At 42.9% G+C, this 22996-nt stretch carries 15 protein-coding genes; 5 read left to right on the plus strand and 10 right to left on the minus strand.

What is annotated here, in order from left to right:
- The first annotated feature begins 3 nt into the window (after window positions 1–3).
- From aceF to EGC80_RS06090, 4 genes are all read left to right on the plus strand, one after another.
- Window positions 4–2004: a dihydrolipoyllysine-residue acetyltransferase gene (gene aceF, locus EGC80_RS06075; RefSeq protein ID WP_124013431.1), complete on the plus strand. Its 2001-nt coding sequence runs from the start codon at window positions 4–6 to the stop codon at window positions 2002–2004.
- Window positions 2005–2204: 200 nt separating this feature from the next.
- Window positions 2205–3635 carry a dihydrolipoyl dehydrogenase gene (lpdA, locus tag EGC80_RS06080; RefSeq protein WP_124013432.1) on the plus strand — a complete coding sequence of 477 codons (1431 nt, stop codon included), beginning with the start codon at window positions 2205–2207 and terminating at the stop codon, window positions 3633–3635.
- 328 nt (window positions 3636–3963) lie between these two features.
- The gene (locus EGC80_RS06085; protein ID WP_124013433.1) at window positions 3964–8427 is read left to right on the plus strand and encodes an EAL domain-containing protein; all 4464 of its coding nucleotides are present in this window, start codon (window positions 3964–3966) and stop codon (window positions 8425–8427) included.
- 104 nt (window positions 8428–8531) lie between these two features.
- A complete protein-coding gene (locus EGC80_RS06090; protein WP_124013434.1) occupies window positions 8532–10796 on the plus strand; it encodes a patatin-like phospholipase family protein in 2265 nt (754 codons plus the stop codon).
- Between the two features lie 221 nt (window positions 10797–11017).
- On the opposite strand, the gene hxpB is transcribed toward EGC80_RS06090, so the two are convergent.
- Window positions 11018–11677: a hexitol phosphatase HxpB gene (gene hxpB / locus EGC80_RS06095; protein WP_124013485.1), complete on the minus strand. Its 660-nt coding sequence runs from the start codon at window positions 11675–11677 to the stop codon at window positions 11018–11020.
- A 401-nt stretch (window positions 11678–12078) separates the two neighbouring features.
- On the opposite strand from hxpB, the gene acnB reads away from it, so the two are divergent.
- The gene (acnB, locus tag EGC80_RS06100; RefSeq protein ID WP_124013435.1) at window positions 12079–14676 is read left to right on the plus strand and encodes a bifunctional aconitate hydratase 2/2-methylisocitrate dehydratase; all 2598 of its coding nucleotides are present in this window, start codon (window positions 12079–12081) and stop codon (window positions 14674–14676) included.
- 131 nt (window positions 14677–14807) lie between these two features.
- On the opposite strand, the gene EGC80_RS06105 is transcribed toward acnB, so the two are convergent.
- The 9 genes from EGC80_RS06105 to argS all read right to left on the minus strand — a co-directional run bounded on the left by EGC80_RS06105 (window position 14808) and on the right by argS (window position 22894).
- Window positions 14808–15113: a helix-turn-helix domain-containing protein gene (locus tag EGC80_RS06105; protein WP_124013436.1), complete on the minus strand. Its 306-nt coding sequence runs from the start codon at window positions 15111–15113 to the stop codon at window positions 14808–14810.
- On the minus strand, window positions 15106–15327 hold the full coding sequence (locus tag EGC80_RS06110; RefSeq protein WP_124013486.1) for a type II toxin-antitoxin system RelE/ParE family toxin: 222 nt from the start codon (window positions 15325–15327) through the stop codon (window positions 15106–15108). The genes EGC80_RS06105 and EGC80_RS06110 overlap by 8 nt, the downstream gene beginning before the upstream one ends.
- 423 nt (window positions 15328–15750) lie before the next feature.
- Window positions 15751–16008 carry a type II toxin-antitoxin system RelE/ParE family toxin gene (locus EGC80_RS06115; protein WP_233768600.1) on the minus strand — a complete coding sequence of 86 codons (258 nt, stop codon included), beginning with the start codon at window positions 16006–16008 and terminating at the stop codon, window positions 15751–15753.
- Between the two features lie 267 nt (window positions 16009–16275).
- On the minus strand, window positions 16276–17028 hold the full coding sequence (locus tag EGC80_RS06120) for a hypothetical protein (protein ID WP_206191866.1): 753 nt from the start codon (window positions 17026–17028) through the stop codon (window positions 16276–16278).
- A gap of 952 nt (window positions 17029–17980) precedes the next feature.
- Window positions 17981–18367 (minus strand): gamma-butyrobetaine hydroxylase-like domain-containing protein, encoded by a 387-nt coding sequence (locus EGC80_RS06125; RefSeq protein ID WP_101033787.1) that lies wholly within the window; start codon window positions 18365–18367, stop codon window positions 17981–17983.
- A 134-nt stretch (window positions 18368–18501) separates the two neighbouring features.
- Window positions 18502–19827, minus strand: coding sequence for an ATP-dependent protease ATPase subunit HslU (gene hslU, locus EGC80_RS06130; RefSeq protein ID WP_124013437.1), 1326 nt, complete (start codon window positions 19825–19827; stop codon window positions 18502–18504).
- A gap of 26 nt (window positions 19828–19853) precedes the next feature.
- Entirely contained in the window at window positions 19854–20378 is a 525-nt protein-coding gene (gene hslV / locus EGC80_RS06135) for an ATP-dependent protease subunit HslV (protein ID WP_101033789.1), read from the minus strand.
- Window positions 20379–20546: 168 nt separating this feature from the next.
- The gene (locus tag EGC80_RS06140) at window positions 20547–21149 is read right to left on the minus strand and encodes an SPOR domain-containing protein (RefSeq protein WP_198554833.1); all 603 of its coding nucleotides are present in this window, start codon (window positions 21147–21149) and stop codon (window positions 20547–20549) included.
- Complete coding sequence (argS, locus tag EGC80_RS06145; RefSeq protein ID WP_124013438.1) at window positions 21149–22894, minus strand: arginine--tRNA ligase; 1746 nt, start codon at window positions 22892–22894, stop codon at window positions 21149–21151. The genes EGC80_RS06140 and argS overlap by 1 nt, the downstream gene beginning before the upstream one ends.
- Window positions 22895–22996: the final 102 nt, after the last annotated feature.

The raw sequence follows: 22996 nt of genomic DNA on the forward strand, positions 1-22996 counted from the left end.
AAAATGGCTGAATTAAAAGAAATTTTGGTTCCTAATATCGATACTGACGCCGTACAAGTTATTGAAATTTGTGCTGCAGTGGGTGATTTTCTTGAAAAAGAAGCGTCAATCATCACAGTTGAAAGCGATAAGGCAACCATGGACATTCCAGCACCTTTTGCTGGCACCTTGGCAGAATTAAAGATTGCTGTAGGTGATACTGTGTCTGAAGGCACGTTAATCGCGATGATGAGTGCTGCTGACGCCGCGCCTGTTAAAGCAGAAGCACCTAAAGCAGAAGCGCCAGTTGCCCAAGCTGCGGCTCCTGCACCTGTAACGCCAGTGGCAGCTACTCCAGTAACTGCGCCAAGTGCTGGCAGTTCAGAAGTGATTGAGGTCAAAGTACCTGATATTGGTGGTGACACCGATGTGTCTATTATTGAAGTTCTGGTTGCTGTTGGCGATAGCATTGATGTTGATACGGGTCTGATTACCTTAGAAACCGATAAAGCCACCATGGATGTACCGTCACCTAAAGCAGGTGTGGTTAAATCTGTGACAGTGGCCTTGGGCGACAAAGTGTCTGAAGGTTCATTGGTTATCACGCTAGAAGTGGCCGGTTCTGCGCCTGTTGCAGCAGCACCTGTTGAATCTGCGCCACAAGCAGCTGCACCGGTTGCTCAAGCGGCTCAGGCTCCTGCAGCACAAGCCGCAACGACAACTCAAGTACAAGAAATTCATGTACCTGACATTGGCGACGCTAGTGATGTTGATATTATCGAAGTGTTGGTTTCTATAGGTGATGACATCACTCTAGATCAAGGCTTAATTACCCTTGAAACTGACAAAGCGACCATGGAAGTACCGGCCCCATTTGCCGGTAAGTTAGTGTCGTTAACCGTTAAAGTGGGCGATAAAGTGTCTCAAGGTAGCTTAATTGCTACGATTGAAACCACAAGTACTGCGCCAGTAGCCCAAGCGGCTCCAGTGCAAGCTGAACCTGCACCCGCAGCGCCAGCGCCAACCATAGCGGCAAGTCGTCCATCAACTCCGCCAGTGCCGTATCATCCAAGTGCAGCGAAGCCTACGTCAACAGGTGTAGCACATGCATCACCTGCGGTACGTCGTTTAGCGCGTGAATTTGGTGTTGATTTAAGCCAGGTGTCTGGTACTGGCCGTAAAGCGCGTATTTTGAAAGAAGACGTACAAGCGTTTGTTAAGTACGAGTTGTCACGTCCTAAAGCTTCAGCTGTTACGGCGGTTGCTGGTGGTGCTGGCAGCTTAAACGTGATTGCTGCGCCTAAGGTTGATTTCAGTAAGTTTGGTGAAGTGGAAGAAGTGCCATTAAGCCGGATCCAGAAATTATCGGGTCCTAACTTACATCGCAACTGGGTTACCATTCCACATGTTACCCAGTTTGACGAAGCTGATATCACTGAGATGGAAGCCTTCCGTAAGCAACAAAACGAGCTTGCTGCGAAGAAAAAAGCCGATTACAAGATCACCCCATTGGTGTTCATGATGAAAGCGGTTGCCAAAGCATTGGCTGAGTTCCCTGTGTTTAACTCGAGCTTAAGCAGTGACGGTGAGTCACTTATCCAAAAGAAATATTTCCATATTGGTGTGGCTGTAGATACCCCAAATGGCTTAATGGTTCCTGTGGTTCGTGATGTCGATAAAAAAGGCATTGTAGAATTGTCGCGTGAATTAACCGATATTTCTATCCGCGCTCGTGATGGCAAGTTAAAGTCGGCTGATATGCAAGGTAGCTGTTTTACTATTTCAAGTTTAGGTGGTATTGGCGGTACGGCGTTTACGCCGATTGTTAACTACCCAGACGTGGCGATTTTAGGGGTGTCAAAATCTGAAATTAAGCCAAAGTGGAACGGTAAAGAGTTTCAACCTAAATTAATGTTGCCCTTATCCTTGTCATATGACCATCGCGTTATTGATGGGGCGATGGCTGCACGCTTTAGTGTGACCTTATCTGCAATATTATCAGACATTCGCACATTGATTTTATAACCCCAAAGGTCGCTCATAAGAGCGACCTTTTTATTGTGATCGGTTTCAAACAAATTGATTTGAGTATAAAATGCGCCCATCCCAATTTTTTAGTTAACAACTGAATGGAAATTGGACGTGAAACGTAAGTTTCAAGCTGGCGACATCGACATTTGGGCCGATCCGTCTTTCACACGGAATGAACAAGATTAGAGGAAATCATGAGTAACGAAATTAAAACTCAAGTAGTCGTACTAGGGGCAGGCCCAGCAGGTTATTCTGCGGCGTTTCGTGCTGCTGACTTAGGCTTAGACGCCATAATTGTTGAGCGTTTCAGTACCCTTGGTGGTGTGTGTCTGAACGTTGGCTGTATTCCTTCAAAAGCACTATTGCATGTAGCAAAAGTCATTGAAGAAGCCAAAGCGGTTGCTGATCATGGCATCGTTTTTGGTGAGCCAAAGATTGATTTAGACAAATTACGTGGCTTTAAAAATAAAGTTGTTGGACAGTTAACCGGCGGATTAGGCGGAATGTCTAAAATGCGTAAAGTTGATGTGGTTAATGGTTTTGGTAAATTTACTGGCCCTAATAGCTTAGAAGTCACTGCAGAAGATGGCACAGTGACAGTGGTTCAGTTTGAACAAGCCATTATTGCTGCCGGTTCACGTCCCATTAAATTACCGTTTATTCCCCATGAAGACCCACGTATTTGGGATTCGACTGATGCACTAGAACTGAAAGAAGTTCCAGGTAAGTTATTAGTGATGGGTGGCGGTATTATTGGTCTAGAAATGGCCACCGTATACGCTTCTTTAGGCAGTGAAATTGACGTGGTTGAAATGTTTGACCAAGTTATTCCCGCTGCAGACAAAGACGTTGTTCGTGTATTCACTAAGCAAATTAAGAAGAAGTTTAACCTTATTCTTGAAACGAAAGTGACTGCGGTTGAAGCCAAAGATGACGGTATTTACGTCACAATGGAAGGCAAGAAAGCGCCTGCAGAACCTGTACGTTATGATGCAGTATTAGTCGCCATTGGTCGTTCACCTAATGGTAAGTCTCTGGCTGCTGAAAAAGCCGGTGTTAATGTTGATGAGCGTGGCTTTATTAATGTTGATAAGCAGTTACGTACCAACGTACCGCATATTTATGCTATCGGTGATATCGTTGGCCAACCTATGTTGGCTCACAAAGGTGTGCATGAAGGTCATGTTGCCGCTGAAGTGATTTCGGGCTTGAAGCACTATTTCGATCCTAAAGTTATTCCATCAATTGCTTACACAGACCCTGAAGTTGCATGGGTCGGCCTCACTGAGAAAGAAGCGAAAGAGCAAGGCATTGCTTACGAAACGTCTACGTTCCCGTGGGCAGCAAGCGGCCGTGCAATCGCATCAGATTGCAGCGAAGGTATGACTAAGTTAATTTTCGAGAAAGAGACTCACCGGGTGATCGGTGGTGCTATTGTCGGCGTTAACGGTGGTGAATTATTAGGTGAAATTGGCCTAGCCATTGAAATGGGGTGTGATGCTGAAGATTTAGCATTAACGATCCATGCTCACCCGACATTACATGAATCAGTTGGCTTAGCGGCTGAAATGTATGAAGGTTCAATTACTGATTTACCTAACCCTAAAGCGGTTAAGAAGAAGTAATTAATACTTGACGACATAAGGCGCCCCTATCTAGGGGTGCTTTTTTTTACCTACAATTTGACTTTGTGGAGGAGTCTTAGCTGAAAGTATTACTTTATAAACATAATCATGTTAAAACATTAATATTGTTTATAAAAAAAAGATAGATAAACTCGCTAAAAAATAACTTGTCAGACGTTATACAGGATTATTTTTGTTTCCGTTTAAAAGATTATATTGTTTGTTCCAACTGCAGAGCCGTTAAATAATAATGCTGGCCGCGGTAGTCTCATCGGCTGATGTTGACGATGAGTACAAATATTTTCTTTTCGAGGTATAGGCTTAATTTATGATAAAAGCGGTAATCTGTTGCTTTGTTAGTGTGATTTTTTACTTATTCAGCGCTGCTCCAGCGAGTGCAGCAGATATCGTTCAGCGAGTGTTTACTGCGCGCGATGGGTTAGCCAATGCCACGATCCAAGATATAAGCTTTGACCATTATGGATTTGTTTGGTTGGCGACTCAGCAAGGTTTGTATCGGGTTAGTAATAATAAAGTTAGGCGCATCGATAAAGTCGGTTTTGATTCAGTTCTTGATGATGAGCTCATCTCTACCGTCGTTAATTCTGGCCAAGACCATTTACTTATTGGCACCAATTCCTCGTTATATTTATACAGTATTTTAGATAATCAGTTTAGCTTGTTGCTTAAGCCTAAAGACAATGATGTCACTAATATTAATAACAGTATTCGCGTGGCAGCGACTCAGCGTCAGCTCGATGGACGGCTGTTAATATTAGCTTATTCTGGCCAAGTTTATTATTTTGATGATACTTCTCAGCAATTGTATTTATCCCCTAGTCATTTATTAGATCACAATTTACCTTGGCGCAACGCGCTTGAATTAAACAACGCGCAATATTTGTTTTCCACTGATCATGTGCTGCAACTTCATCAGGCTGACGGGACCTTCATCGGCGTATTTCCATGGTCGGATAAAAACGGTTCCATTAGAAAGCTGTTTCAAGATAAACAACAGCGGGTATGGATGCTGACATCGAAAGGGTTATTTAAGGTCAATACCAATACGCTCACACTGCAATCGGTGCCTGAAATTCCTTATTATGTTGAGCAAATGGAGCAAGATCTTAATGGTGATTTATGGATTTCAAGCCGTGCAGGATTGATTTTTTGGAGCCAAGAAAACAACAAGCTAATCGTATACCGTGACGAACTTAAACAAAGAGCTAATATTGATTACATTCATGATATGGCGGTTGATGCAGAGGGGTTGTTGTGGGTTGGTGGTTCAGGTGATGGTCTTGCTGTGATTGCGGGCAAACCTGAATTTTTAATTGATGATTACTCTAAAAAACCGCCTTATCAACTTGATAATGAAATGGTGTGGTCGGTATACAGTGAAGGCGACAAGGTGTGGTTAGGTACCGATGGTGGTTTGTCTGTGGTTAATACACTTGACCAAACATCAACCATGATAATCCCAGCCGGGTTTGAACTTAATGACAGTATTTATCGGATTGGATCCCTAGACGCACAGCACCTTGTGTTAGCCACCACCAGTGGCTTATATGTGGTCAATAAATTAACCAATACCAGTACTGATTTTGCTCAGTGGAGTGGTGGCAAAGCGTCGCTGAGCGATAGGATTGTCATGGGTATTTATCGTGACGAATTGTTTAACGATATGATTTGGTTTACCACCAATAAAGGCTTGTATTATTGGCAAGAGGGTAATGATGATTTGACCTTACAAGCGCTATCAAATGGTAAGCAGTCATTAAGTAATACGCTATATAAAGCCTTATTAAGGGATGATGCGGATCATTTATGGATTAGTGGCAGTAAACATTTTGGCTATTTAACCACTGCTGATGAATATGTTTCTAAAGTGGATGTATTTGCCGATTTTACTAATCTCCCAACGATGAATAGTATTATGCAAGTGGCCCCAGGCGTTATCTGGTTAGGCACTTCCCAGCAAGGTATTTATCAATTCAATACTCAGACCGATGAGATTATTTCGCTTGATCAACAGTGGAAGATCGACTGTAAAGTGGTGTTCTTTTTTCAAGAAACGGCTACGGACCATATTATCGGTTGTGCTAGCGCCATCATTAAAGTCAATAAAGCGTCAGGTAAAGTCAGTTCATTTAGCCATAAAGATGGATTCATTTCTGATGAATTTAATGAGTCGGCAAAATTTTATGATCCTGATAAAGGATTTTATGTCGGTACGCCAGACGGCGCGATGTTAATCGATCTTGATAAACTGGCCCCACGTACTGTCAATGACAAGGTGATACTTGAATCTGTGTCAGTATATTATGAGAATAATACCGCGGTTTTTTTGATCCCAAGCCAATTGTCGCAAGTCGAACCTGGTGCCAACTTAATTAGCTTTCAAATTGCCATTCTCGATTACCTTGATAATAAGCCGATGACCTTACAGTATCGTCTGGTTAAGAATGGCGCCGACGCTGGGAATTACGTGTTATTAGAAGGGCAGTCACAAATTAATATTACCGGTTTAAGTGCAGGGGCGTATGTGCTTGAACTGTTATATAAAAGAAATGGTGTATGGTCGAGCGAACCCTTTCAGTATCCCTTTATGGTTAAGCAATTTTGGTGGCGATCGCAACAATTCAAAGGTGCATTAACCTTTAGCCTATTACTTATTGTATTAGTGATATTGGTGTTTAGGCAGCGACAGATCAATCGCTTTAAAAAAATGAACGTTGCATTGCTGCAAAGTGATGACCGTTTGCGCCAAGCGTTGAAAGGCAGCGATTCAGACTTATGGGAGTGGCACGGCAATACGCGACTTTTATCATTAGATAATCGAGGTGGTGTACTGGGTCCTATACCGTATATCGAAATGAAACTAGAAGAAATTCCCATTCATCAAGATGACATTGAGCTGATCACTAAAGCCTGGAATAAGTTGCTGTTATCTGCAACAGACATGATTGATATTGAGTACCGATATCAAAATGAACATGATCATCAATGGCATTGGCTGCGGATTAAAGGCCGCGCCATTGAGGTTGATCAAAATAGTGGAAGGTTAATTCACGCTGCAGGGATGTATACCGATATCACTCAGCAAAGAGCACTTGAAAGTGAGGTCAATTTATTAGCTCAAGCGTTTGAGAATACCTCCGAAGGCATGTTGATTTTAGACGTGAATAAAAATATCAAAATTAGTAATGCTGCTGCTAATTTAATTCTAGCGGCTAAAAAGAGTGATTTAGCTGGCAAACCTTTTTCCGACTTAGTGTTTGAGACTGTAGAGCCTTTTGACATGGATGATGTGTTTGATAAGGAGCTCTTTTGGACCGGAGAATGTGAATTTAATTGTAGTGATGGTAGCCGATGTCCTGTATGGATAAATGTGTCGACCATGTTTAATTTAAATGGCTCTGCATTACATTATGTGGTGGTATTTTCAGATATCACTGAGCGTAAACATAATGAGCTTCATCTGCGCCGCTTAGCAAACAATGACATGTTAACTGGCTTAGCTAATCGGGCGATGTTTTCGCGTCGATTAGGCCAGGTTATTGAAACGGCAAAACAACAGAACGAAACCTTAGCGCTACTGTTTTTAGACCTCGACAGATTTAAACATGTTAATGACTCATACGGTCACAGTATGGGTGACGCATTGTTAGTTGAAGCCGCAAGTCGACTGCAGTCTTGTTTGTCTGAAGAGCATTTGTTGTGTCGTTTTGGTGGTGATGAATTTGTTATTTTGCTGCGTGACGCCAAAGATGTCGATACCATTAATCACATTGCAAAACAGCTATTAAAACAAATCGAAACGCCCTTTAAATTGTACGGGCGGGAATTCTTTATTTCGACCAGTATTGGCATTAGCATTTGGTCTGGTGATGATCAAACCCCCGAGACCTTGATAAAAAATGCCGATTTAGCCATGTATCATGCAAAAGAAGAGGGCCGGGGGAATTTTCAATATTATTCCGCTGAGCGCAATGCAGAAGCATTATACCATTTGCGCTTAGAAGCTGATTTGCATCGAGCGATACTGTGCAATGAGTTTGAAGTGTATTACCAGCCCCAGATCGATGTTCACCAACAAAATAGAATCGTAGGCGTTGAAGCTTTGATCCGTTGGAAACACCCAAAAGATGGCATGGTCAGACCCGATGTGTTTATTGGTATTGCCGAATCCTGTGGCTTGATTGTTGAGATCGATCGCTGGGTGCTGACTCAAGCTTGTCTCGACGGTGCTCGATGGCATCAACAGTATCAAAGTGAGATAAAAGTGTCTGTTAACGTATCGGCAATGCATTTTAGGCAGCCAGATTTTATCGACTTTTTAACCGCAACACTGCATCAAACGGCAATGCCTGCAAGGTGTTTATCGGTAGAAATTACTGAAGGTGTATTGATGAAAGAGATCGATATTGCCAGCCAACACTTACTCGCACTTAAGCAGTTAGGTATTAATGTTGCCATAGATGATTTTGGCACCGGTTATTCATCACTTGCCTATTTGCGGTCATTCCAAGTGAACACCCTAAAAATTGATCGCTCGTTTTTAATTCATATTGATTCCAATCAAGCCGATCAAGCTATTGTGAGCAGTATTATTGAATTAGCGCGAAACCTATCCCTTGACGTTATCGCCGAAGGCGTTGAATCGGAGCAGCAATTGGATCAAGTGGTTAAGCGAGGATGCCATGTTATTCAGGGGTATTATTTTGCCAAGCCGATGCCCAAAGCCGAACTTGAACTCGACATTAAGCGAAAAATGCTGATTAATGAGTAATGTGCACTTTTGTCTGGTTGGTGTCATCTGCTGCTATCCATTAGTATGGCTATTGGTCAAATTTTGTTAGAATGAGTTGTTTTTACTTACTTTCGGAATGATTTATGCAACAAACTTTGCGCCTTAACCTGACGACTTGGTTTTTGGCTAGCTGTATTTGCTTTAGCTTAGCGGTGCAACCAGTCTATGCTGCCAAAATATCTACTAAAGAAAGACCGACCATTGGCTTGGTGCTCAGTGGTGGCGGCGCCAAAGGTACTGCCCATATTGGGGTGCTGAAAGTACTTGAAAAACATCATATCCCTGTAGATTATATCGCTGGCACCAGTATTGGCGCCTATGTCGCCGGCATGTATGCGCTTGGTTATAACGCCGACCAAATCGAAAAAATTATGCTTAATGGTGAATGGTCTAAAGGCTATTCAGATACGATTCCGCGAGATAAATTAAGCTACCGTGATAAACAGCAACGTGATCAGTTTAATATTCCACTCACTGTGGGTTATAGCAATAATAGCTTAACCTCACCCAGCGGCTTGTTGCGTGGCCAGAGTATGTCGCAGTTGCTGCGTAAATCGACAGGATTAGTTGAACAGTTTGGTGACTTTGATGAACTTGCCATTCCTTATCGGGCGGTAGCGACTGATTTAGCGACCAGCGAAGCCGTAGTGTTATCTAGCGGCAGTGTAGTACAAGCGATGCAAGCCTCTGCCACTGTACCGGGCGCGCTGCAGCCTGCGCTTATTGACGGTCGTTTACTCGTTGATGGTGGCATTGCTAACAATATGCCTGTTGATGTAGTCAAAGCTATGGGTGCCGATATTATCATCGCGGTCGATATTGGATCTGCCCTGACCAAACAAGAAAACTTAGACAGTACCCTTGCCGTATTAGAGCAACTCTCAACCATTTTGACTCAAGCGAGCACGGCGCGCCAAAAAACCTTACTGACTTCAAGCGATATTTTAATTCGTCCTGCTATTGATAGTTTGAGTACCACAGATTTTTCCATTATGCCGTTGGCACTTAAATTAGGTGAAGATGCCGCCAATTTAGCGTTGGTGAAGTTAGCGCCTCTTGGCATTAGTGAATCAGATTATTTGGCTTATCAAGCGAATAAATTACAACAAAGTCTACTTTGGTTAGATCCGCTTAAAAAACCCATTTACAAAATTGCTTTTGATAATCAATCAAAAGTCAGTGAGAAATTATTGCGTGAGCGTTTAGGGATTACCGAAGGTATTGTGCTCAGCAAAGAGGATTTAGATTCAGCCCTAAACCGAGTGTATTCGCTGAATAAATTTGAGCGTGTCGATGCGGAGTTTGAAGATGTTGAACAAGGGCGAATTTTAACCATCACCACCAAAGCCAAATCATGGGGGCCGAATTATTTCCAGGCGGGATTTAATTGGGAGGATGACTTCACCTTAGATTCAGCGATTACCCTTAGCTTAGCTTATACCATGACCGACTTGACTGAAAATGGCGGCGAGTGGCGTAATGAATTAGAACTGGGATATAGAAAGTTAGTGGCTACTGAATTTTATCAACCATTAGATCGTGACCAAACATTTTACAGCCTAGGAAGATTCCAATATGAAATGAAAGATTGGGATTTGTTTGATCAAGACAGTCGTTATGTTGAACTTGAAAATAGCGTGGCTCAAATCGTTTTAGGTGTAGGCTATAACTTTGACCCTGATGGTATTATTGAATTAGGTTTTATTACTGAAGATGGCCGCGTGAGTAGTGAGTTTGGCTCGGTTGACTCGCTTAACTATCATTCAAGCGGCGGCTATTTTAAAGTGGCCTATGATAATCTTAACAGTATTAGCTTCCCGACAGAGGGTAATCGAATCACCTTTGTCAGCTATTTAAGAGATGAGTCTTATAAGGGCTTAAGTAACGTTGGCAACACTTCTAGTGATGATTTAGCCTGGCAATTTGAGGCTGACTGGAAAGGCGCGTTAAAGCTCGGTAATCATGCCATTGTGGGTAAAATGGAATTGGCTACGGTTGAGAATGATGGTGACTTTACCTTACATGTTGCTGATTTAGGCGGGTTTTTAAACTTGTCTGGTTTTCGCAAAGATACCTTAGTCGGGGCGCATAAAGTCTTTGCGGCGGTGATCTATCAGTATGATCTCGGCCGTGATGTACTAATCACCGACTTACCTTTGTACTTAGGGACGAGCCTTGAAGCGGGTAATGTATGGTTTGAGCGAGATGATGTCGCTTTAGATGATTTGATTTTCGCCAGTAGTATGTATTTAGGTACCGATACCGATTGGGGCCCCGCGGCATTAGGCTTTGGTTTTACTGACCGCGGTGAAACGGCTTTCTATTTATTTGTCGGTAAAAACTTTTAGGCAGTCTATCTAAGCCAAAAGTCTAGAGCCTTACGAGCTAAAAAGCCTAGTGGCTAGAGCGCTTCGCTGCTAGATGCTATACAAGCTAAAAGCCTAGAAGCTAGGACGCTGCAGAGGCTATTAAATCTTAGCAGCGAAGCTGTCCCTAGCAGGACGAAGTCCGCTCTAGAAGCGCAGCGCACTATCCGCGTAGCGGTCTAGGACCTTAGCAGCGTAGTGACCTAGGCCCCTAGCAGCGCGGGTAATAATCCTGCGTGAGCTAACTGATGATGGGCAATAACCCATTTCGTTTGAGTTGCGGTATGAGGCGCAGGGATCGCTACCGTTTGCATGCTTGCTGCCCGAGCCGCAATCAAACCATTAAACGAATCTTCAATAGCGATGCATTGACTCGGCGCTATGCCCAGCCCTGTGGCACAATTTAAATACACCTCGGGATGGGGTTTGCCGTAAGCTAGATTTTCAGCAGATTCAATCGCATCAAAATAATGACCAATAGTGAGTTTATGCAAAACAGCCTCAATAATCCGTGATGACGACGAGGTGGCTAAACCGATTTTAAGCCCTAGGCGTTTACACGCGTCCAGCGACTCAATCACGCCGAGCATGGGCTCACCATTGGCGTTGATTTGGGCTATCACTTCATTGACTATTTTTGTCGCCGTGGCGGCATTATCATAATTTGGCCAAGGAAAGCGTTGATACCAATAACTGACAACATGGTCGATCCGCATGCCTGTCGTTTGCTCCACTTCTTCGCGGCTGAGGTTTAGCCCACAACCATTCAGTACAGTTTGCTCGGCTATCTGCCAAGCGGGCTCAGAATCGATTAAAATTCCATCCATATCAAAAATAACGGCTTTTACCTGGGTTGACACAATATTGGTTCCATAAAGGTGGCGATAGTCAGGGCTAATTATTGCCTTGTTGTTGATAGGGCACAATCAGAACCGTGTTTTATAAAAAATATTTAATCGACAGCGTGGAATATAACTTTGTGGATAGTTTAATCATTGGTTCATTGTAAGTTCATGTATCTAATGAAATTTAAGGCTGTTTAAAACTATTGTCTAATTTTATTTTAGTAAACTTGTCGGTAAATTGATTTCTGGGCTGATAAATCGCGTTGATTTCATCTCGCTAATAGTGTGAGCTGATTCATACTTTTACAAAGCTGTAGTATACTGGAGGTCGGATTTCAAGCCCGAACCAGTGGAATTATCAGCGTATCATAATGACGCTGAGTTTTGCCGTTAGGCGTCAAACAAAGAGGAATGTTGCCGTGCTAGAAGCATATCGTAAACACGTCGCAGAACGTGCTGCAGAGGGCGTAGTCCCTAAGCCATTAAATGCACAACAAGTGGCTGAACTGGTTAAGTTAGTTGAAACACCTCCAGCAGGTGAAGAGGCATTCGTCCTCGATTTGCTAGAACATCGTATTCCACCTGGAGTAGACGAAGCTGCTTATGTTAAAGCCGCTTTCCTTGATGCCGTAGCTAAAGGCACTGTGTCATCTCCGATCTTAAGCGCTGAACATGCTGTTAAACTACTTGGCACTATGCAAGGTGGTTACAACATTGACCCGTTAATTGACCAATTAGATAATGCCGCATTAGCACCTCTATCTGTTAAAGCACTCTCCAATACATTGTTGATGTTTGATTCATACCACGATGTTGTTGAAAAAATGCAAGCGGGCAATGAATCGGCTAAACAAGTGGTTGAAGCTTGGGCCAATGCCGATTGGTTTTTAAACCGTCCTAAATTGACTGAAAAAGTCACATTAACCGTATTTAAAGTGTCTGGTGAAACCAACACTGATGATTTGTCGCCTGCGCCAGATGCATGGTCTCGCCCTGATATTCCACTGCATGCATTAGCGATGTTGAAAAATGCTCGTGACGGTATTGTGCCTGATGAATCAGGTGTTGTGGGACCCATCAAAGAAATCGAAGCGTTGAAAGGCAAAGGTCATCCATTAGTTTATGTGGGTGATGTTGTTGGTACCGGTTCTTCACGTAAATCTGCCACTAACTCAGTGTTATGGTTCATGGGCGATGATATTCCTTATGTGCCGAACAAGCGTGCTGGTGGCTTCTGTTTAGGCAATAAGATTGCGCCGATCTTTTTCAACACCATGGAAGATGCGGGTGCATTACCGATCGAACTCAACGTTGATCAGATGGACACTGGTGATGTCATTGATATCTACCCTTATCAAGGTGTCGTTAAGCGTCATGGCACAGATGAAGTGATTTCAACATTTGAATTAAAAACCGAGGTGTTATTAGACGAAGTCCGTGCTGGTGGTCGTATTCCGTTGATTATTGGCCGTGGTCTTACTGACCGTGCGCGTGAGACTTTAGGTCTTGAAGCATCGACAGTATTCGTTCGCCCACAAGACATTGCCGCGTCTGACAAAGGTTATACTTTAGCTCAGAAAATGGTCGGTAAAGCGTGTGGTGTTGATGGGGTGCGTCCTGGTCAATACTGTGAACCTAAGATGACTTCAGTGGGTTCACAAGATACCACTGGCCCTATGACACGTGACGAGTTGAAAGATTTAGCCTGTTTAGGCTTTAGTGCTGATTTAACTATGCAGTCTTTCTGCCATACAGCGGCTTATCCAAAGCCTGTTGACGTGACAACTCATCACACATTACCGGATTTCATTATGAACCGCGGTGGTGTGTCATTACGTCCAGGTGACGGGGTTATTCACTCGTGGTTAAACCGGATGTTATTACCCGATACCGTTGGTACGGGTGGTGATTCACATACTCGTTTCCCTATTGGTATTTCGTTCCCTGCAGGTTCTGGCTTAGTGGCATTTGCTGCGGCAACAGGTGTGATGCCGCTTGATATGCCTGAGTCAGTGTTAGTACGCTTTAAAGGCAAAATGCAACCCGGTATCACCTTACGTGATTTAGTCCATGCTATCCCATTAAAAGCCATTGAAATGGGTCTGCTAACGGTTGAGAAAAAAGGCAAAATTAACGCTTTCTCTGGCCGGGTATTAGAAATCGAAGGTCTTGAAAAGCTTAAAGTTGAGCAAGCATTCGAATTATCTGATGCCTCTGCTGAGCGTTCCGCTGCAGGTTGTAGCATTAAGCTAGACAAAGAGCCGATCATTGAATATCTCACCTCTAACATCGTGATGTTAAAGTGGATGATTGCTGAAGGTTATGGCGATCGTCGTACGATTGAACGTCGTATCGTTGCAATGCAAGAGTGGATTGCTAATCCTGAGTTGATGCAAGCGGACAGTGATGCTGAATACGCAGAAGTGATCGAAATCGACTTAAACGACATCAAAGAGCCAATTCTTTGTGCACCAAACGATCCTGATGATGCAGTATTATTATCAAGCGTTGCCCAAACTAAGATTGACGAAGTGTTTGTCGGTTCTTGTATGACCAACATCGGTCACTTCCGTGCGACCGGTAAGATGCTAGAAAAGTTTGCTACCACGCTACCAACCCGTTTATGGATTGCACCACCGACTAAGATGGATCGCGATCAATTAACGGAAGAGGGTTACTACGCCATCTTCGGCCGTGTTGGTGCTCGCATTGAGATCCCTGGTTGTTCTTTGTGTATGGGTAACCAAGCACGTGTAGAGGCAGGTGCAACGGTTGTATCAACCTCTACGCGTAACTTCCCTAACCGTTTAGGTACGGGGGCAAACGTTTACTTAGCCTCTGCAGAGCTTGCGGCAGTAGCGGCGTTATTAGGCCGTTTACCTTCACCTGAAGAGTATCAAGATTACGCTAAAGAATTAGATGCCTCTGCAGCTGATACTTATCGTTACTTGAACTTCGACCAAATCGATTCTTACACTAAGAAAGCTGACAGCGTGATTTTCCAAGCCGCGCTTTAAGCTTTAACTAGTTAATTGTTGAACAAAAAATGCCAGCAGAAATGCTGGCATTTTTATTGGTGGTTTAGTTATGTAGGATTAGATATTGCTTTGTTAGGACAACGTTAAGCTTATCTTGTCTCAAGTAGTCGCTATGCTTTAAGTAAATCAAAACCATTTTTTTGCACGAGATTTAGCAGTTTTAAAGCGGGCCCTTCTGGATGCCGTTTTCCTTGCTCCCATTTTTGCACACTCGATACCGAGACATTAAGACCTCTAGCAAATACGGGTTGGCTAAGCCTATTTGAGACACGGATATGTTTAATTTCAGCAGCAGATAATACGTTAACTTCAGGCAAGCATAGTTCATCAAGCTCACGCATGGTGGCTGTTTTCATGATCCCTGCATCATGTAAGCCTTGTGCTGTGTTATGAAGTGATTTTAATAATCTACTCATCTCGTATTACCTCAAATAGTGCTTTGTGTTTCAATGCTTTTGCTAATTGCTTATTATCGTAAGCGAGTAACTCTTTGGCCATAATCTTTAATGCAGTCTTTTCTTTTGTCGAAATATTCGCTTTTTCATTCTTAGAAAAACCAAATATAAAAAATGATTTATCATCGACTTTAAAAGCAATAATGGTTCTAAAACCGCCACTTTTACCTTGAATTTACTAAATTGGCACTATTTCAGTTTATAACTTATGGCCTGCGGCCACTAACGTCGTGGCGCTTCACCCACACCAGACCAAGAGGAAACCAACGGCAGCTCCCTCTTTACTCTTTTTAAAAGAATTGGCCCAGCCGCCCCGCAACATTTTCAAACAGCGAAAACGTCGCCACGGGGATTTATCCAGCTTTTGACTTCATCTGTAACCGTCTTCGGCCCATCTTGTAATAAAGAGTGAAAATGCTAACACTTCCGATGGTACATCCTGTACCGCGAAAGCTAGCGGGCCATCCATGGCCAGCTCACGCTATTTTCTTCAACGGCCTCAAGTTCAGAGTTGAATTTAGGCATTTTCAAGCAGAAACTAGCTCGTTTTTGGACAAAAGTGCGTTAGAGCTTCGGATTTAGTGCAATGACATAAAGTTTACACTGACCCCACTAAATTTTTATCATCGACTTTAAAAGCAATAATGGTTCTAAAACCGCCACTTTTACCTTGGCCAGTACGGGCAACACGTTTTTTAATGACATTGCCACCAAGTTTGGCATCTATTAGCCCACCTTCAATTTCTTTAATCGCAGTCAATAAGGCCGAATCATCTAAATTTTCATCTTTAGCCCAAGATGCAAAGTCAGGTGTTTTAAATATTCTGCCCCACTTAGCATCCTTTAAGTGTATCACTGTGTCCTATAGAACATGTTAGCATTTGAGTGTTTTCTAATCAAGAATAGGGTTGTTCAGAACAAGCTTAGGTTTTGTACTGTAGTAAACGTTAGGTGAGTGAAGCCTTAAAAAGTGATAGCTAACGAGGCTTTCTAAGCAGCCGTTTAGGCTTGATCTCGAGAATTATTGACCGAAATGTCAGCATTTCTATTGGATTAAATTATTCTGTCGTCGTTTGCTTTATCTGAATAAAGCGTGAGTTCGGCCTTTGCTTTGTTATACGCATTAGTAATGAGGAGCAATATTTGGACTTCCTTCCCATTTAAAGCTTGCTAACAAATGATTTGTAATTTGCACCAATACATCTAAAACGGGCTGACTTATTTCAACACGTTGATAACTACCGTCGTCGATTGTGTAACAAAGCTGATTGTTTTCAAGGTTACTCAAACCAAGAAAGCCTTCTGTTTCCATTTTTTTACCTTTTTTCTTGTCTTGCCAAGTTCCATATCCTCTTGAACGATCTTCAATATGTAATGCGGAATTTCTAATTTTCCTGACAGAAGGAAGTAAACGATTAAATTCATCACGACAGTGCTGTACCTGTTCAGGCATACCATCATAAATACAGAGTTCTTCTAAAAATTTACCAAAAGAGTCAACCGCAAAAACAAATGTATGGGCATGTATAAATGGAATTTTATGGATATAGGATCTAGGCAGTATTCCCAGTTCAGCTTTTTTAAATCTTAATTGCTTTTCAGAGAGTATTCGATATTTATCGAAATCTTGGTAATAGTCTTCACCTGCCTCTTGGCGAATTCTTTCATCTATTTCTCGCCTCAGTTCAGCATCTCTTTCCCATTCATTCTTGGTGTTAGGCCTTTCATTTCTACACGCTTCAAACATTGATAGTGAAATTGCAGCTTCTGTAACAATCCCCTCAATACTTCTAAACATACTTTCAATTTCACGTTTGATTTCTTCATCTTCAAATTGAAGCCAAGTGCCTGGATAATTTAACTCGAAAATGTACATTTTCATCCTTGCGTAGAACGTCTATTGAACGGCTCGCCAAATAAAGTCGGCCGCTTAAGTTATTGATTAATATCATCCTACATTTGCTATGTCGTTGATGTAAAGTGATAAGTTATTCGCAAAACCCAAAACAAACCGAGGTGGCCAAAATAAAGTGTTCATAAAATCGCCGTAGAAATTTATTTATTCAAATATCAACAAGTTAAGCTTAATCGCATAATTGACACTTACTACTTTAGACTTACTTATTGGGTTGTTTGATTTAAATTAAGCTAAAACTCATTATAACTGTATATAAAACCAGCTCATTAGATTAAGCAATCTAGCCAGTAAAAAATGGTCTCTTTAGAAGAGCAATATCGATTAACTTTTGTATGGAAAACGAAGGCAAGCATTGTTAAATAGAGCTTTGGTTCTAACAAACTTTGGGCAAAATGAGTTAGTTTGCTTGATTTGGAAATGGACAAATTCAACATTTAAATTGAGGACGTTGAAGAAAATGACGTGAGCTGGCCATGGACGGCCAGCTAGCTTTCGCGGGGAAGGGACGCCCCATCGGAAGCGTTAGCATTTTCGAATAAGTCCGAAGACGGTTACAAATGAAGTTAAAAGCTGGATCAATCCCCATGGCGACCTTTTCGCTGCTGTTATTTAAGCCAATAGGAAAAATGTTGCGGGGCGGCTGGGCCAATTCTTTAACAAAGAACCAAGAGGGAATAGCCGTTGATTTCCTCTTGGTCTGGTGTGGGTGAAGCGCCACGACGTTAGTGGCCGCAGGCCATATCTTAAAAAGGCTTTGGGGCAGAAGTGTGCCAGCCATACTAGCTTAAAGGGACTAATTCAACTCTGAACTTGATCCCCTTTTGGTCCCGTGCAGGGTGGAACCTTGCGATGTTAATTCAAACGAAGTTTGAAAAAGCAGGTGTGGCCGTAGGCCATTGTTAAAACAAGGCTATGAATACTTAATATTCATATCAATCATTGGTTCTCGAGAACCTTTCTCAGCCCGCAATCTGGCTAAATACTGTTGCCATAATTCAGTTTGATTACTGCATAAGTTATGTAGCACCTTCCAAGAATACAAGCCTGTATCATGACCATCATCAAAGATGATTTTAACGGCGTAATGTCCAACCGGTTCGAGGGTTGTGATATTGACGGCTTTCTTATGGGTAACCAATATTGGGTTGCCATGACGCTGCACTTCTGCTGAGGGTGAGAATACCCGTAGCATTTCACAGCTGATGTTGTAGGTTTGGCTGTTATCGAAAGTGACTTCTAATAACTTGGATTGACGTTTAAGCTTAATGCCGGTCACAGTGGGCGTTGATTGAGTCATGGTATTTCCTGCACAAAAAAAATGATTAGTCCATTGTGGCACTAATCACTCAATAGTTGCTATGGCAAGAGGGTGATAACAGGCAAATATAGCGTGATTTATCACACTTACTGACGGTTAACTATGGGCCATCTCTATAAAATGAAGCGGCTTAAGTCTTCATCTTGTATCAAGGTATCAAGATGGTCATTAACATACTTAGCGTCAATGACAAACGTCGAACCTGATTTTTCAGAGGCATCATAAGAAATCTCTTCCATCAATTTTTCCATCACGGTATGCAAACGCCGAGCACCAATATTTTCAGTGCGCTCATTGACCTGCCATGCGGCTTCTGCGATTCGTTCAATACCCGACGCTTCAAACGTAACGGTTACACCTTCCGTCGCCATTAAGGCAATATATTGCTCCGTAAGCGAAGCATAAGGTTCGGTTAAAATACGCTTGAAATCAGCAGCGGTAAGGGCGTCCAATTCAACTCGAATCGGTAAACGGCCCTGAAGTTCTGGGATTAAATCAGACGGTTTTGACATCTGGAATGCACCAGAAGCAATAAACAAAATATGGTCAGTTTTTACCATGCCATGCTTAGTGTTAACAGTGCAGCCTTCCACTAATGGCAGTAAGTCACGTTGTACCCCTTCACGTGATACATCGGGGCCAGTGCTTTCGCCGCGCCGACAAATCTTGTCGATTTCGTCTAAAAACACAATGCCGTTTTGCTCAACAAGCTCGATGGCTTGCTCTTTTAAGTCTTCTTGATTGACCAGCTTAGCGGCTTCATCTTCAACTAACTGTTTGTAAGCATCTTTAATTTTAAGCTTTTTATGCTTAGAAGTACTTTGACCAAGATTTTGAAATAAGCCTTGTAACTGATTGGTCATTTCTTCCATGCCTGGCGGTGCCATAATTTCAACTCCAACTTGAGGAGCCGCAATTTCTATTTCAATTTCTTTGTCGTCGAGTTGACCTTCGCGTAGTTTTTTACGGAAAACCTGACGGGTGGTAGAGTTATCTTTTTTGTCAGTATCCCAGTCATCTTTTACCTTAGGTAATAGCGCATCTAGAATACGTTCTTCGGCCATTTCTTCGGCGCGATGACGGCATTTTTTCATTTGTCGTTCGCGGGTCATTTTCACTGCGGAGTCAGTCAAATCTCGGATGATTTGTTCAACTTCTTTACCGACATAGCCGACTTCAGTAAATTTTGTGGCTTCAACTTTAATAAAGGGTGCGTTAGCCAACTTTGCTAAACGACGGGCGATTTCAGTTTTACCTACGCCTGTAGGGCCAATCATTAAAATATTTTTTGGGGTCACTTCATGACGAAGCGCCGGTTCTAATTGCATACGGCGCCAGCGATTACGAAGAGCGACTGCAACCGAGCGTTTGGCATTTTGTTGGCCGATGATATGCGAGTCTAGTTCGTGAACAATTTCACGAGGTGTCATTTCAGACATAACGGTTCCTTATCTTTACGCTCGAATTAGTAGTCTAACTTTTCGATGGTTTTAAATTGGTTGGTGAATACACAAATGTCGCCTGCAATCGTCAGGGATTTTTCTGCGATTTCTTCGGCGCTTAACTCGGTATTTTGCAGTAATGCTAAAGCTGATGCATGGGCATAGTTTCCGCCAGAGCCAATTGCAATCAAATCATGTTCAGGTTCAACAACGTCGCCATTACCGGTAATAATTAATGATGATTCAGTGTCAGCCACTACCAGCATGGCTTCGAGTTTGCGCAGCATTTTGTCGGTGCGCCAATCTTTGGCCAATTCGACAGCAGACTTTAATAAATGGCCTTGATGCATTTCAAGCTTGGCTTCAAATCGCTCAAAAAGCGTAAATGCATCGGCAGTGCCGCCAGCAAAACCGGCTAAGACTTTATTGTGGTATAGGCGGCGCACTTTACGTGCATTACCTTTCATCACGGTATTGCCTAGAGACACTTGGCCATCACCAGCGATGACAACTTGATTATTGCGGCGTACGGATACGATAGTAGTCACGTTAAATCCTCTTTACTAATACATCAACGGGTGATTAGGGTGAATGCAATTGTTGATTGATAAAATGGATATGGGGACAAAATGACAGATATCAAGAGATACGTAATAAAAAGCCCTGTTCGAGTGGACAGGGCTAGGAGATTTATGCTTTATAACCGATCGCTAGCGTTAGTCCAACGACAAAAGTATGCAGCCATTTAAACCCGCTCGTTGCATTTTGTGGCGGTTATTTTCTGCATCGCGTTTGTTAGGAAAAGGCCCTAATACCACGCGAAACCACAATCCGTTGCTTCCCTCACTGCGGCGCACTTGTGCCTCTACGCCTTGGAAGGCTATTCTGGCTTTCATTTCATTTGCTTGCGACTCTTTCCTAAATGATCCACATTGCATTTGATAGATGCCGCTGGACACAACGCCTGACTGCGGCAAGTCTATTTCAACTTGTTTGTTTTCAAGTTCTTCCAGATAAGTCCACTCTTCCTGTGGCTTAGGTGGCAGTGCATTGGGATCTGTCTTGATGACTTTTTTAGGATCTTCTGCAGTCGAAGTTTGCACCGTTTTCGTTTTCGGTTGCTGAACGGGCTCGGTCACGACGGATGAGTCGGAGCTGCCATTAATGGACCATAAGAAATAGCCAAAACCGATGAGTAATGTGAGTATCACAAAAAAAGTCAAATAGGGAAAAGGGCCCTTAGGTGCTTTTTTTCGTTGTGGCGCGCGGGCTTTAGTGCCCGCACGAGGTTTGCGATTTGCGTAGTCACGACTCATAATTACATCCGCTCTAGGGTTTCAATGCCAAGTAGCGATAAGCCCGTTTTTAACGTTTTTGCGGTTAATTGTGAAAGTAATAAACGGCTCTGTTTTTCAGTCTCGGTTTCGGCAGCAAGCACAGGACAAGCTTCATAAAAACTCGAAAACTCGCTCGCAAGCTCATAAAGATAACCGCACAATACATGCGGTAAACCTTTGTCGGTCATGCGGGCTAATACTTCACCAAACTGCGCCAGTTTAGTGCCTAAGTCTTTTTCTTTTTGATGCTCAAGCACAATCTTAGCTTGGCTAAGATCAATATCTTCAGCACGCTTGAAAATACCGGCGACACGGGTGTAGGCATATAATAGATAAGGTGCGGTATTACCTTCAAAGCTGAGCATTTGCTCGAAACTGAAAATGTAATCACTGCTACGGTTTTTGGACAAATCTGCATATTTGACTGAGCTTATCCCCACTACGCGTGCAATTTCAGTCAGTGTGGCTTCATCCATATCTGGATTTTTGCTGCGAACCAGCTCAAGTGCGCGGACATCGGCTTCGTCAAGTAAATCAACTAATTTAACCACACCACCAGAACGGGTTTTAAAAGGGCGTCCATCTGCGCCATTCATGGTGCCAAAGCCCGTGTGCTCGAGTGACATTTCTGGGCGAACAAATTTGGCTAACTTAGCAAGACTAAACACTTGTTGAAAATGTAATGCTTGGCGTAAGTCGACAAAGTACAAGGCGCGATCGGCTTTTAGTACGTTTGAGCGATAACGCATGGCGGCAAGATCTGAGGTGGCATATAAATAACCCCCATCCGCTTTTTGGATAATAACAGGCAGAGGTTCACCCTCTTTGGTGCGAAAGGCTTCTTGGAAGACCACTTTAGCGCCATTGCTTTCGACTAATAAACCTTGTGCATCAAGATCGTGAACCACTTGAGCTAAGTCTGCATTATAGGCACTTTCGCCGTGTACATCGGCACGGGTTAAGCTAACCCCTAAACGCTTATATACATCATGGCAGTGGCTTAATGATATGTCGTTAAACTCGCGCCATAATTTATTGCAGTATTCATCACCCGATTGAAGCGCGACGACCAGTTGGCGTGCCCGGGTGGCAAATTCAGTTGATTCATCAAAACGTACCTTGGCCGCACGATAAAAACTTTCTAAGTCAGACAATTCCATTTTGGCTTGTTCGCCATTGGCTGCGCGTAACTCTTCCATTAACGCCAGTAGCATACCGAATTGGGTGCCCCAGTCGCCTACGTGGTTTTGGCGAATGACGTTATGACCTAAATACTCGAGCGCACGCACCACGCTGTCACCAATAATGGTAGAACGTAAGTGACCTACGTGCATTTCTTTGGCTAAGTTTGGCGATGAGTAGTCAACAACGATGGTTTGCTTGGCCGGCAGTGTGATGCCTAAATGCGCATCATCCAATGCATTTTGCAGTTGGTTGGCGAGGGCATTATCATCAATGAAAAAGTTAATAAAACCTGGGCCAGCAATTTCCACTTTGGCCACATAAGATGATGCCGGCAAGGTGTCAATAATCAGTCGTGCTAATTCGCGAGGGTTCTTCTTAGCCACTTTGGTCAGCATCATTGCAAGGTTAGTCGCTAAGTCACCATGACTTTTATCTTTAGTGCGATCGACCTGAATGCGAGCTTGAAAATCAGCTGGCACAATTCCTTGTTGTTTGAAGGATTCGATGGTTTGTTCTAGTAAAGATTCAATATGTGATTTCATGGGCGTTTGCTTGCACTAATTCGTTAAATGAATGACATGACGGAACCGCATATTTTAGCCGTTTATGGGGTGTGATTGCTATCTGCTTTAACGGAAATATGG

Source organism: Shewanella psychromarinicola, assembly GCF_003855155.1.
Lineage (GTDB): Bacteria > Pseudomonadota > Gammaproteobacteria > Enterobacterales > Shewanellaceae > Shewanella > Shewanella psychromarinicola.